We start from the raw sequence: 12,489 nt of genomic DNA, 5'->3' as shown, positions 1-12,489 counted from the left end.
GCCAGCATCTATGTCACAGCATGTGTAACATGGGCGCTCGCAGGCAACATCGGACCGTTACAAACAAAGCCTATCTGGCGGCTCTGCAAGAAATTTCGGTTTTGGGGGGCCTCTATGGCTGCGATAGAGCTTTCGTCCGGGCTGCCGGGCGCACATCCACTTTCTCATGGCGCCAGGCTGGCGCTCAGGCGAGTCGTGATAGTCGCATGGCTGGCGATCGCAATCGGCTTCGCCATGGAAGCGCTTATTCTGACTGCCGGATTTGCGGCAGGTTCGCACCCGGCCCCGACCCAGGTTCTGATCGACTTGGCGCAAGGCGTGACCTGGTCATTCTTCGTCTGCGCCGGCGTCAGCCTCGGCACGGCGATCACCAAGGTGCGAGCCTCGCTTGGCGGCCTGATCGCCATGATCTCGGGGCCGCTGGCCATGGGCATCGCCAAAGGTACGCAAAAGGTGATGGTGAGCGCGCTTGATGTATCGGCAAAGCCCGTGATCCTGTCGCTCACCACGCTCGGTATGTTGCGGGCGATCGAGTATGGTTTGCTGGGCTGGATGCTGGCTTCGCTCGCATCCAAGGAAGAACCTCGCTCGCTGCATTTCATGCTGGCGGGTGCCTTGGCCGGCGCGGTGTTCGGCGGCGGGATCACGGCGCTGACGATCGAGACTGCCGCAGCCAAGGACATTGCGCTGGCATTGCCGCAGGCTGTCGCCACCGGCCTCATTGAGATCGTGTTTCCGATCGGATGCTCGCTGGTCGTCTACATCGCCCTGCAAGTCAGCCGGCACATGAAGTTCATTTCCAGCGATGCGCGCTAGAGCCGGATGATTTCAGGTCGAATTGACCTCAAATCTGAAACCGGCTCTAATCAAATAGATAGAGCATGATGTCGTCCGAAAACCGCTTCACACTTTTCGGCATCATGCTCTGTCTACAGACGGTGATCGGTTTGCGTCCTGTTTCCAGGCCGGTTGCCACCACCTCCGTATGGGCTTGCTCCCCGGTCGGGGAACGGAACTGATCCGATCTGTCATCAAATCGCGCCGACCACAATATCTCATTGTCGAGTCAGGTTCGGTCGATCAGGTTGGCGGAAAGGTGCGACAGCAGCTTCACCGCTTCGCCATAGGTTTTTGCCTTTTCGGGATTTGAGGCGTTGCCGTCGAGCGCCCGCTTGTAGACACCCTGGCAGATGGCCGCCAAACGGAAGAAGGAGAAGGCGAGGAAGAAGCTCCAATTGTCGATGCCGCCCAGCCGGCGCCGCCTGCAATAGGCCGCGACATAGGCTTCCTCCGAGGGCAGGCCGAGGGCGGCGCGGTCGACGCCGCCAAGGCCGCGAAAGCCTGAGGCGTGCGGCAGCCGCCATTGCATGCATTGATAGGCGATGTCGGCGAAGGGATGGCCGAGTGTCGACAGTTCCCAGTCGAGAACCGCCAGCACTTTCGGCTCGCTGGGCGCGAAGATCATGTTGTCCAGCCGGTAGTCGCCATGCACGAGGGATATCCGGCCGTCATCGGTCGGCATATGCGTCTCCAGCCAGGCGATCAGCCGGTCCATGTCGGCGACCGTGCCGGTCTCCGAGGCGCGGTACTGGCTGGTCCAGCGTGCCAGCTGGCGTTCGAAGTAATTGCCGGGTTTGCCGAAATCGCCGAGCCCGACCGCCTCGACATCGACATCGTGCAGGGCCGCAAGCGTGGCGTTCATAGCATCGTAGAGGGCGGCGCGCTCATCGTTGCCAGCGGCCTCCGGCACTGCCGGATCCCAGAAGATGCGGCCGTCGAGAAAGTCCATGACGTAGAACATGCGGCCGATCGGCGTCGCCTCCGCCGACAGATGCAGCATCGCCGGCACCGGCACGGCGGTGCCGGCCAGGGCCTTCATGACCGTGAATTCGCGGTCGACCTGATGCGCCGATTTCAGCAACTGGCCCGGCGGCTTGGCGCGCAGGACATAGCGGCCGCTGGCCGCGGTCAGCAGATAGGTCGGGTTGGACTGGCCGGATTTGAATTTTTCGATGGAATGAAGTCCGGCAAAACCCGGGATGTGCAACTCGAGATAGGGCGCAAGTTCTGTCTGATCCAGCGCATTGGCGTCGCCGCTCATGCGGTCTCCGGCTCACGCTCCATCAGCGTCAGCGTCAGCCAGCGCGCGGTCAGCGCCGGCTTCTTCGAGCCTTCGATCTCGATGGTCACGTCATGCGCCGTCTGCACCCAGCCCGACGGCCTGACCTTGACGTCGGCCAGCACGAAGCGGGTGCGGATGCGCGCGCCGGTCTTCACCGGCGCCAGGAAGCGCAGCGAATCGAAACCGTGGTTGACGCCCATCTTGCCCTTTTCCAGCGGCGGCATGGTCTCGAAGGTCATCGCCGAGAGCAGCGACAACGACAGGAAGCCATGCGCGATGGTGCCGCCGAACGGCGTCTCGTTTTTGGCCCGCTCGGGGTCGCAATGGATGAACTGGTGGTCGTCGGTGGCGTCGGCGAACTGGTCGATCATGGTCTGTGTGACCTCGCGCCATGGCGAGACGCCGACTTCCTTGCCGACGCTGGCCAGAAGCACATCGAGACTGATCGGTTCCACTGCGGTGTCCTCCCCTCGCCGCCGACCGCGGCTCATTCCTTGAACAGTGTCAGCCCATGCTGCACCGACTGCCCGCCGTCGATCGGCAGGATGGCGCCGGTGACATAGGAACCGGCACGGCTGCACAAATAGAGCGTTGCGCCGCCGATGTCATCCGCCACGCCGATACGGCCGATGGGGACATGGCTGCCGACATGTCTGGCCTTTTCGTCGGTGCCCGTGGCAAAGGCGGTCATCCGGCTCTGGAAGGGACCGGGCGCGAAGGCGTTGACGGTGATGCGCCGCGCCGCGAGTTCGATCGCCAGCGTGCGCGTCAGGTGGTGAACGGCGCCCTTGGACGCGGTATAGGAATAGGCGTCGTCGGCCAGCGGCTGCGTGCCCATCACCGAGCCCAGATTGATGACGCGAGCCGGATCGGCATCGCTGGCGGCGGCTTCCAGCAGCGGCAGCAATTCGCGCGTCAGATGAAAGACGGCGGTGACGTTGACGGCGAACACCTTGGCCCAGCCGCTATAGGGAAAATCCTCCAGCGAGGCGCCCCAGGATATGCCGGCATTGTTGACGAGGATGTGCAGCTTCTCGGTGCGCGCCTTGACCTCGCTGACCAGCGCGGCAATGCCTGCTTCGCTCGAGACGTCACCGGCGAAACCTTCGGCACTGCCGGAGCCGCCGAGCCCGTTCAACTCAGCGGCGACCTTGATGCAATCCTCGCCCTTGCGCGAGGCGATCATCACGGTAGCGCCGGCTTGGACCAAAGCGGTCGCCACCATGCGGCCGATGCCGGTCGCGGCTCCCGTCACCAGCGCTGTCTTGCCGGCGACTGAGAACAGTTCTTCCAGATAGCTCATCGCAATTCCTCCGCGCCTCTCTGCTCACGGTCTGGGGCGAAAGGGCTCGCGTTGACAAGGCTACCCGAAGTACGGTCATCCTTGCCACGGGTAAAGTGCCCCAGATGCGTGAAAGGGTTGGAGACCGATGGCGGACATGAATCTCGGCATGACCGAGCGGCTGAAGCCGATCCACGCCCGCGTCGCCACCATGGTGCGCGATGAGATCATGCCGCTCGATCATGAGTTTTTGAGCGAGGTCGGCAAGGGCGGCGACCGCTGGGTCTACACCGCGCGGCAGACCGAGATCCTCGAAGGGTTGAAGAAGACGGCCAAGGAGCGCGGTCTGTGGAATTTCTGGCTGACCGGGTCCGAGCGCGGCTACGGGCTCTCGACCGTTGAATATGCCTATCTCGCCGAGGAGATGGGCAAGGCGCATCTCGGCGCCGAGACCTTCAACTGCTCGGCGCCCGACACCGGCAATATGGAGGTGCTGGAGCGCTATGGCTCGGAGGATCACAAGCAGGCATGGCTGGCGCCGCTGCTCGAGGGGAAAATGCGCTCGGCCTATCTGATGACCGAGCCGGACGTCGCTTCCTCCGACGCCACCAACATCGCCATGCGCTGCGAACGGCGAGGCGACGACTATGCACTCAACGGCGAGAAATGGTGGGCGTCGGGGGCCGGGGACCCGCGCTGCGCCATCTACATTGTCATGGTCCGCACCGGCGGCGAAGCCGAGCCGCAGCACCGCCGCCATTCGATGATCCTGGTGCCGTCCGGCACCAAGGGCGTGATCAAGCTTCGACCGATGCAGGTCTATGGCGATGACGGCGCGCCGCACGGCCACATGCACCTCCGCTTCGACAATGTCAGGGTGCCGGCCGGAAACCTGATCCTCGGCGAGGGCAGGGGGTTCGAGATCGCCCAGGGGCGGCTTGGCCCCGGCCGCATCCACCATTGCATGCGCGCCATCGGCCAGGCCGAAATGGCGCTGGAGCTGCTGTGCCAGCGCTCGGTGCGCCGCGAGGCCTTCGGCCAGCCATTGGCCAAGCTCGGCGCCAATTTCGACATCATCGCGGAGTGCCGCATGGAGATCGAGATGGCGCGGCTGCTCTGCCTCAAGGCGGCGTGGATGATCGACCAGGGCGATGCGCGCGCAGCCGCGCCCTGGATCAGCCAGATCAAGGTCATCGCACCGCGCGTCGCGCTCAAGGTCACCGACGAGGCAGTGCAGATGTTCGGCGCGCAAGGCATCAGCCAGGACACGCCGCTGGCACGCTCATGGACGCATCTGCGAACCCTGCGCCTCGCCGACGGGCCGGACGCCGTGCACCGCCGGCAGGTGGCGCGCACGGAGCTCAGGAAATACACGCAGGAAAAGGTCTGAGTGGATGAAAACCCTCATCGCCCGCGATCGCGCCGCTCGGCCACCTCGTCTATGCCGACAATCTGAAGGAGCTGGGTCGGCTGGCATCGCGCCGGCAAGGTTCGGCCGGTCATCGAAGGCACTTATCCGCTGGCCGATGCCGCCGCCGTGGTGACGCGCGTGCTTGGCCGTGGCGCATCCGGCAAGCTCATCCTCAAACTGTAAGGAGCCCCGCCATGGCGATCCCCTCAGACATGAAAGCACTGCTGCTGACCGGCGACGGCTACACCAGGACGCCCTCCGGCAGTGCGCTGGAGGCGATGGAGCCGTATCTCAAGCTTGGCAGCATCGGCGTGCCGACGCCCGGACCGAGCCAGGTGCTGATCAAGGTCAGCCTCGCCTCGATCAACCCGTCCGACGTCATGTTCATCAAGGGCCAGTACGGTCAGCCGCGCGCCAAGGGCCAGCCGGCCGGCTTCGAGGGTGTCGGCACGGTCGTTGCCAGCGGCGACGAGCCCTATGCGAAAAGCCTGATCGGCAAGCGCATCGCCTTCACCACAGGCGTCACCAATTGGGGCGCGTGGGCGGACTATGCAGTTGCCGAAGCTGCCGGCTGCATTCCGCTGCTCGACACGGTCCGCGACGAGGATGGCGCGGCGATGATCGTCAACCCGCTCACGGCGCTCGCCATGTTCGACATCGTCAAGGAGACGGGCGAAAAAGCCTTCATCATGACCGCCGGCGCCAGCCAGCTTTGCAAGCTGATCGCGGGTCTCGCCAAGGAGGCTGGGTTCCGGCCGATCGTCACCGTGCGCCGCGACGAGCAGATTCCGCTGTTGAAGGAGATCGGGGCTGCCCATGTGCTCAACGAGAAGGCGCCGGATTTCAAGGCAGCACTACGCGATGTGGTCAAGGCCGAGCAGCCGCGCATCTTCCTCGATGCCGTGACCGGGCCGCTGGCCTCGGCGATCTTCGACGCCATGCCGAAGCGCTCGCGCTGGATCATCTATGGACGGCTCGATCTGGACACCACTGTCATCCGTGAGCCCGGCCAGATGATCTTCCAACACAAGCACATTGAAGGCTTCTGGCTGGTCGAATGGATGCGCCAGTTCCGCGACAAGCGCGGCCCGGCGATCATGGAAGCACAGAAGCGCTTTTCGGATGGGCGCTGGTCAACCGACGTGACGGCGGTGCTACCGCTGGATGAGGCGATGGCGAAGGCCCCGGCGGAGCTGGCCAAGCCGAACGGGAAGGTGTTTATTAGGCCGTGACTTTCTACCCTCCCCCTTGTGGGGAGGGTCGACGAAAGAGCAATTTTGCTCTTTCGTCGGGGTGGGGGTCTTGGCTCCTACCTCTGTTATTCGCGGGAGCGCTGCACCGACGTTAGTTGGCGCTGCACCCCACCCCGGACCTGCGGTCCGACCCTCCCCACAAGGGGGAGGGTAAGCGGAGCTATTCCGCCGGCTCGACATTGGCGTACGCCGCTTCCTCAAGCTCCCGCTTCAGCCTCGCTTCCTCATGCGCCTTCGGCGTGACGAAGCGGCCGAGCAGGAGGTAGGCGACCGGGGTCAGGAACAGCGTCGAGACGGTGGCGAGACCCAGCCCGCCGACGATGACCCAGCCGAGCGCGATGCGCGCTTCGGCACCGGCGCCGGCGGCCAGCACCAGCGGGACCCCGCCGAGGATGGTGCAGATCATCGTCATCATCACCGGCCGCAGGCGGATGATCGAGGCCTGCTCGATCGCCTCGCGCACGCCGAGGCCGCGGTCGCGCAGCTGGTTGGCGAATTCGACGATGAGGATGCCGTTCTTGGCCATGACGCCGACCAGAAGCACGAGGCCAATCTGGCTGTAGGCATTGAGGCTGGTGCCTGACAAAAGCAGCGCAAAGATTGCGCAGGCAAGGCCGAGGGGGACCGTCGCCATGATGATGACGGCGCTGACGAAGCTTTCGAACTGGGCGGCGAGCACCAGGAGGATGATGACCAGCGCGAAGCCGAAAATGGTGATCATGGCGCTGTTGGTCTCGCCGAGCGTCGCGGCTTCGGCCAGCGGCAGGACGCGGCTGCCCGGCGGCAGCAGCGGGGCGGCGATCTGCTCGGCAACGCCGAGCGCGTCACCCAGTGCGAAATTGCCGTTCAGGTTCGAGGTGATCGCCACCGAAGGCTGCTGCTGTTCGCGGGTCAGCGACGGCGGCACGGCGCGCTCGGTCAGCGTGGCGATGGTCGACATTGGCACGAAGCGGCCGTCGGCGGTCTTCAGGAAGATGTTTTCCAGATCGGTCGGATCATTGATCGGGTTGGTGGTCGAGACCAGCTTCACGCCATAGCTGCGGTCGGCGATGTAGACATCGACGACATCGTTGCCGTCGAGCATCGCCTGCAAGGTGTTGGCGAGACCCGATATGTCGATGCCGAGATCGGAGGCGCGCTCGCGGTCGATGGCCACCGCCAGCTGCGGCTGCGTCGGGTCGATGGAAAGCCGCGGCGTCTCGAAGCGCGGATCGGCCTGCATCCGGGCGATGATCTTCACCGCCGCGTCGCCGAGCGCCTTGCGGTCGTTGCCGACCAGCGCGAATTGCAGGCCGTTGCCGGCGCCGCGAATGCCGAGGCTATTGGCCTGCACCGGGAAGATGCGCACGGATGGCACCTGCCGGGTCAGCTGGCTTATCTGCGCCATGATCTCCTGCTGGCTGCGCGTGCGCTCGTCCCACGGCGCCAGCGTCATCACCATGAAGCCGGAATTGTAGGCGCCGTTCTGGCCGGCGTTTTCGAAGGTCGAGACGATCTCGCCGGAATCGCGCAGCGGCTGGATCAGCCGCTCGATCTTCTGCATCTGCTGCGTGGTGTAATCGAGGCTGACGCCTTGCGGCGCGTTGATGCGCAACAGCACGACGGCGCGGTCCTCGCTCGGCGTCAGTTCCTGGCGGATGGTGCCGAACAGGCTGAAGGCGACGCCCGCAAACAGCACCGCGACCAGCAGCACGATCCACGGCGCGCCGAGGCAGGCATGCAGGGCGCGTTTGTAGGCCGCGTTCAGCGCACCGCCCATGCGCGCGCCAATGCCGTGACCGCCTTCATGGTGGAGCGATGCGCCGGTCAACATGCGCGAGGCCAGCATCGGGCACAGCGTCAGCGCCACCACGCAGGAGAGCAGCACCGACATGGCGAGGACGAAGCCGAATTCGCGAAACAGGCCGCCGGTCTGTCCCGGCAGGAAGGAGATCGGCACGAAAACGGCAACGAGCGTCAGCGTCGTAGCGATGACTGCGAAGAACACTTCTTGGGCGCCGAGCACGGCGGCGGCACGAGGCCCCATGCCTTCGTTGCGCCGTCGCACGATGTTTTCCAGAACGACGATGGCGTCGTCGACGACAAGGCCGGTTGCCAGCACCAGCGCCAGAAGCGTCAGGATGTTGATGGAGAAGCCGGCGAGATAGATGGCGGCGATGGTGCCAATCATGGCGACCGGCATTGACAGACCAGGGATCAGCGTCGCGCGCCAGTCGAGCAGGAAGATGTAGATGACGATCAGCACCATGGAGATCGACAGGCCGAGCGCGATCTCGACCTCGTGCACGGCGCCGTTGACGAAGACTGCGTCGTCGCTGGTGATCTTGATCGACATGCCCTTGGGCAGGTTTTCCTGCAGCTTGGCGACGGCTGCCTTCACTCCGGTGGAAATATCCAGCGTGTTCGATTCCGCCTGGCGGATGATGCCAAGGCCAATGCCGGTCTTGCCGTCGGAGCGCAACGAGGTCTGGCCGATGTCGGGACCGAGCGTGACGGTGGCGACGTCGCGGATGCGCGTCGTGCCGCCGATGATGATGTTTTCGAATTCTTCCGGCGTCGTCACATCGGCCGTGGTGCGGACGATGAGATCCTGGTTGGTGGTGGTGATCGAACCGGCTGGTGAATCGAAAGCGACCGAGGCAAGCGCTGCCCTCAGATCGGCCACAGTGAAGCCGAGGCTGGCGAGCTTGTTCTGGTCGACATCGATGCGGAAGATCTTGTCGCGGTCGCCATAGACCTGAACGTCGGCGACGCCAGGCACGGCAGCCAGTTCGTCCTCGATCTGGTCCTGGACGATCACCGTCATGTCCTGCACCGACATGGTGTCGGAGGTGACGGCCAGTCGCATCACGGCATCGGAATTCGCATCGGCCTTGACGATGCGCGGCGGGTCGGCGGTCTCCGGTATCATGTTGGCGACACGGCCGACCGCGTCGCGCACGTCGGAGGCGGCGACGTTCAAATCGACGCCGTCGTTGAACTCGATGGTGACGCGGCTCTGGCCGAAGGAAGAGGTCGACGAGATCGACTTGACGCCGGAGACGCGCGCGACCGCACCCTCGATGGTGTCGGTCAGTTCACGGTCGACGGTTTCGGCGGCGGCACCCTCGAAAGCCGTCGACACGGTGACCACGGCGCGGTCGACATCGGGCAGTTCGCGGATTTCGACGCCGTAGAAAGCGGCAAGGCCGGCCACTGCGATCAGCGTGTTCAGCACGAAGGCCATGACCGGCCTGCGGATGAAGAGAGCGGTGAAGCCGGTTTCGCTGGCGGTGCTGACAGGCGCGGTCATGAGCCTTCGGCCGCGTCCGCGGCGCGCTGATCCTGGCCGGCGATGCGGACCGCGCCGCCTTCGCTGACGCTCTGGGTGCCCTCGGTCACAACCATGTCGCCATCCTCGATCTCGGCGTCGATCAGCACCGTCTCGGTGTTGCGCTGGATGATGCGCACGGGAACGCGCCTGGCCTTGCCGTCCTCGATCTGCCAGACATAGGCGCCGTCGGAACCCCACAGGATCGCCAGCGGGCTGACGGCCGGGTAGGTGTCGCCGGGGAAGCGCATGGTGATGCCGAACGACATGCCGGCGCGCAGCGAATCCGCTGGATTGGCGATTGCAGCCTTGACCAGCAGAGTGCGGCTCTTTTCGTCGATGTGGTTGTCGATGGCCGACACAGTGCCGGTATAGGCCTTGCTCGGATTGGCGATCGGCGTCGCCGACAGTTGCGCGCCGACCTTGACGGCGGCGGCGAAGCGCTCGGGCACCAGGAAATCGACCAGGATGGAGGAGCGGTCGTCAAGCGTGGCGATCGCCGACTGGCTGGTGACGTAATTGCCGGCCGATATCGGCAGGATGCCGACCGTGCCGGCGATAGGGGCGACGATCGAACGACGCTGCAAGGCGAGTTCGGCATCCTGCAGCGCCAGTTTGGCGCCGGCCAGCACCACTTGGGCATCGGCGACGGCGACCGGAGTCGCGGCGTTGGAGGCCCTCAATGATTTCACCCGCTCGAGCTTGTCATGGGCATCCTGCAAAGCGAGCTTGGCACGATCTTGCGAGATCACCTCGGTCTCGGAATCGAGAACAGCGATGATCTGCCCCTTGTCGACGCGGGTGCCGGACTGGACGAGGAATTCAACCAGCCGGCCGGAGCTGTACGGGTTAACCGTCACCGAGGCGTTGGCGCGGCCGGTGCCGATCGCCTGCAGGCGATCGTTGATGGTGGCGGTGGCCGCAGGCAAGGCGACGACATTTGCCGGGCGGCCGGCAGCGTTGCGGCCGCCTGCCTGTTTTGTCGTGTCGACCGCACCGGTTGTGGCGGGCGCCGAAGCATAGGTCCAGTCGATGCCCCAGCGTGCCAGAACCTCCGGCGCGCCCGGGAAGAATCGCGCCCAGGCGAGGACAGCCGCGGCCAGGACCACAAGCGCAAAAACGATCTGTTTCCAGGCGACCATCGACACTCCGGTTGGCAAAACGTCTACCGGTTTCACCAAGCAAAAAAACGCGCAGCGACGCACCCGGTATGTGCGAAGCCGCCGCAATATCATGGCTTTATGGCAATTCTGCCGCTTCCATGCACATTAAATCTGCGTAATTTTGCGCACCTGCGGCCGGGATTGAGCGTGTCAGCGCAGGCTTTCCAGGTCGCGGATGCGCCTGGCGCTGTCGGCCTCGAGCTGCCTGGTGACGGCGCCGATCAGCGTCTCGGCGACAACGAACAGAGCGGCGGAAGAGTCCCACGCCGAAGGCACGGCGGTGCGTCCGGCAATGACATGGCGGGCGAAGCGGGCGATCGGCGATAGCCACTGGTCGGTGAACAGCACGATCTGAACGCCGCGCTGATGCGCGGTCTCGGCAAAGCGGACCAGACTGTCCTGGTAGCGCCTGATGTCGAAGATCACCAGCACGTCGCGCTTGCCCATGTCGATCAGCCGGTCGCGCCAGATGCTCTCCTGGCCGGCGATGTGATAAACGTCGGGCTGGATGATGGCGAGGTGGGCGGCCATGTAGCGCGCCAACGGATCGGTGAAGCGGCCGCCGATCAGGAATGTCTTGCCGCGCCGTTCGGCGAGCCTTGCGGCGATCTCGGCAAGCTGTCTGTCGGAGAGATGCCTGAAGGTCTCGCGCATATTGTCCAGCGTCGCCTCCAGCATCGGCGACACGGCACTGCTGCCCGGCGAGGCCGGGTTGAGCGTGCGCGATGCCGGCGACTGCAATTGCGCCGCCAGTTCGTCCTGCAGCGCCGACTGGAACTCGGGATAGTTCTGGAACCCTAGCCTCGAGACAAAGCGCAGGATTGTCGGCGACGATACGCCGGCGGCGGTCGAGAACTCGGCGACTGTCTTCAGCCCGATCAGCGGATAATTGGCGATCAGCGTTTGCGCGGCGCGGCGCTCGCCGGCCGGCATCGTGCCGATGCGGTCCGAAATCAGTTCGGCAATGCTGGAAATCATCGTTTTCCCCACCCCTGAGCCCGTCCAGACCGCTTCCCCGAAATCGCGTTTGACAAAGCCGGACAAACTGTATGAAATCATCCACAGGGACGCAATGAGGCAAAATACGTAACATAAGATACAGCGCTCCCCAGGGGACGGCAGACTATGGAGAGAGCACGGCCCGCCAGCCTTGCATCGTCTGATACCGTAGGGGTGACGAACCCCGGCGGGTCCAGCCCTTTCGTGCTGACCTGCGACCACGCTTCCAACTTCCTGCCATCCGAATTCGGCACGCTTGGCCTGCCGGCCGAAGATCTCTCCCGCCACATCGCCTGGGACCCCGGCGCGCTGCCGGTGGCCCGCCGCATCGCGACCGCCCTCGATGCGACGCTCATCGAAACCCGCATCTCGCGCCTGATCATCGACTGCAACCGTCCGCTCGACGCACCGGACCTGGTGCCGCCGGTCAGCGAGACGACGGCCATTCCGGGCAATGCCGGCCTGTCGGACAGTGAGCGCGCCGAGCGCATCGCTTTGTCGTGGCGGCCGTTCCACGACACGATCGCATCGATCATCGACGACCGGCAGGCGCGTGGGCAGGAGACCCGGCTGGTGTCGGTGCATTCCTTCACCCCGGTCTACAAGGGCAAGAACCGGCCCTGGCATATCGGCATCATCCACGATGACGACCGCCGGCTGGCGTCGCCGCTGATAGCGGCGCTGCAGCGGCTCTCCGGCGTCAGTGTCGGCATCAACGAGCCCTATTCGCCGGCCGACCGCGTCTATTTCACTTTGGAGCGCCATGCACGCTCGCGCGGCCTTGCCTGCGCAATGATCGAAATCCGCAACGACGAGATCTCCGGCGAGACCGGGCAGCGGAAATGGGCGGATCTGCTCACAGGCATTTTTTCTGACCTGGAACCCGAGGAGGCCAAGGGTTCCCGGCGACACGCAGTGGGAAAGTCAGTTCAATCGGCCAGCTAGAAAA

General features: G+C 64.6%; 10 protein-coding genes. 4 read left to right on the top strand and 6 right to left on the bottom strand.

The window, feature by feature from the left end; genetic code table 11:
* Positions 1-114 precede the first annotated feature (114 nt).
* Entirely contained in the window at positions 115-816 is a 702-nt protein-coding gene (locus NKJ78_RS22530) for a hypothetical protein (protein ID WP_023700998.1), read from the top strand.
* 250 nt (positions 817-1,066) lie between these two features.
* On the opposite strand, the gene NKJ78_RS22525 is transcribed toward NKJ78_RS22530, so the two are convergent.
* From NKJ78_RS22525 to NKJ78_RS22515, 3 genes are read right to left on the bottom strand one after another with little or no spacing between them, the layout of a single operon-like run.
* Positions 1,067-2,101 carry a phosphotransferase family protein gene (locus NKJ78_RS22525; RefSeq protein WP_023737613.1) on the bottom strand — a complete coding sequence of 345 codons (1,035 nt, stop codon included), beginning with the start codon at positions 2,099-2,101 and terminating at the stop codon, positions 1,067-1,069.
* Complete coding sequence (locus NKJ78_RS22520) at positions 2,098-2,613, bottom strand: MaoC family dehydratase (protein ID WP_280790892.1); 516 nt, start codon at positions 2,611-2,613, stop codon at positions 2,098-2,100. Before NKJ78_RS22520 ends, NKJ78_RS22525 begins: the two co-directional genes overlap by 4 nt.
* Complete coding sequence (locus NKJ78_RS22515) at positions 2,610-3,425, bottom strand: SDR family oxidoreductase (protein ID WP_023710918.1); 816 nt, start codon at positions 3,423-3,425, stop codon at positions 2,610-2,612. Before NKJ78_RS22515 ends, NKJ78_RS22520 begins: the two co-directional genes overlap by 4 nt.
* 127 nt (positions 3,426-3,552) lie before the next feature.
* Between NKJ78_RS22515 and NKJ78_RS22510 the strand changes: the two genes are divergently transcribed.
* Both NKJ78_RS22510 and NKJ78_RS22505 read left to right on the top strand, forming a co-directional pair.
* The gene (locus NKJ78_RS22510) at positions 3,553-4,794 is read left to right on the top strand and encodes an acyl-CoA dehydrogenase family protein (RefSeq protein ID WP_023737615.1); all 1,242 of its coding nucleotides are present in this window, start codon (positions 3,553-3,555) and stop codon (positions 4,792-4,794) included.
* A 215-nt stretch (positions 4,795-5,009) separates the two neighbouring features.
* Positions 5,010-6,047 (top strand): zinc-binding dehydrogenase, encoded by a 1,038-nt coding sequence (locus NKJ78_RS22505; RefSeq protein WP_023737616.1) that lies wholly within the window; start codon positions 5,010-5,012, stop codon positions 6,045-6,047.
* 181 nt (positions 6,048-6,228) lie between these two features.
* Here the strand turns inward: NKJ78_RS22505 and NKJ78_RS22500 are convergent, their stop codons facing one another.
* The 3 genes from NKJ78_RS22500 to NKJ78_RS22490 form a co-directional block, all read right to left on the bottom strand.
* Positions 6,229-9,360 (bottom strand): efflux RND transporter permease subunit, encoded by a 3,132-nt coding sequence (locus tag NKJ78_RS22500; protein ID WP_023737617.1) that lies wholly within the window; start codon positions 9,358-9,360, stop codon positions 6,229-6,231.
* Positions 9,357-10,520: an efflux RND transporter periplasmic adaptor subunit gene (locus NKJ78_RS22495; RefSeq protein WP_023737618.1), complete on the bottom strand. Its 1,164-nt coding sequence runs from the start codon at positions 10,518-10,520 to the stop codon at positions 9,357-9,359. The genes NKJ78_RS22500 and NKJ78_RS22495 overlap by 4 nt, the downstream gene beginning before the upstream one ends.
* 171 nt (positions 10,521-10,691) lie before the next feature.
* Positions 10,692-11,519, bottom strand: coding sequence for a MurR/RpiR family transcriptional regulator (locus NKJ78_RS22490; protein ID WP_023737619.1), 828 nt, complete (start codon positions 11,517-11,519; stop codon positions 10,692-10,694).
* A 147-nt stretch (positions 11,520-11,666) separates the two neighbouring features.
* On the opposite strand from NKJ78_RS22490, the gene NKJ78_RS22485 reads away from it, so the two are divergent.
* Positions 11,667-12,485 carry an N-formylglutamate amidohydrolase gene (locus NKJ78_RS22485; RefSeq protein ID WP_023686445.1) on the top strand — a complete coding sequence of 273 codons (819 nt, stop codon included), beginning with the start codon at positions 11,667-11,669 and terminating at the stop codon, positions 12,483-12,485.
* Positions 12,486-12,489 lie beyond the last annotated feature (4 nt).

Source organism: Mesorhizobium sp. M0037, assembly GCF_040323635.1.
GTDB lineage: Bacteria > Pseudomonadota > Alphaproteobacteria > Rhizobiales > Rhizobiaceae > Mesorhizobium.
This window is presented reverse-complemented; position numbering and strand designations above follow the sequence as displayed.

Coding starts and splice junctions, on each gene's coding strand:
- NKJ78_RS22500 (WP_023737617.1), bottom strand. CDS start 9,360: ATGACCGCGCCTGTCAGCACCGCCAGCGAAACCGGCTTCACCGCTCTC.
- NKJ78_RS22525 (WP_023737613.1), bottom strand. CDS start 2,101: ATGAGCGGCGACGCCAATGCGCTGGATCAGACAGAACTTGCGCCCTAT.
- NKJ78_RS22530 (WP_023700998.1), top strand. CDS start 115: ATGGCTGCGATAGAGCTTTCGTCCGGGCTGCCGGGCGCACATCCACTT.
- NKJ78_RS22515 (WP_023710918.1), bottom strand. CDS start 3,425: ATGAGCTATCTGGAAGAACTGTTCTCAGTCGCCGGCAAGACAGCGCTG.
- NKJ78_RS22520 (WP_280790892.1), bottom strand. CDS start 2,613: ATGAGCCGCGGTCGGCGGCGAGGGGAGGACACCGCAGTGGAACCGATC.
- NKJ78_RS22485 (WP_023686445.1), top strand. CDS start 11,667: ATGGAGAGAGCACGGCCCGCCAGCCTTGCATCGTCTGATACCGTAGGG.
- NKJ78_RS22490 (WP_023737619.1), bottom strand. CDS start 11,519: ATGATTTCCAGCATTGCCGAACTGATTTCGGACCGCATCGGCACGATG.
- NKJ78_RS22510 (WP_023737615.1), top strand. CDS start 3,553: ATGGCGGACATGAATCTCGGCATGACCGAGCGGCTGAAGCCGATCCAC.
- NKJ78_RS22505 (WP_023737616.1), top strand. CDS start 5,010: ATGGCGATCCCCTCAGACATGAAAGCACTGCTGCTGACCGGCGACGGC.
- NKJ78_RS22495 (WP_023737618.1), bottom strand. CDS start 10,520: ATGGTCGCCTGGAAACAGATCGTTTTTGCGCTTGTGGTCCTGGCCGCG.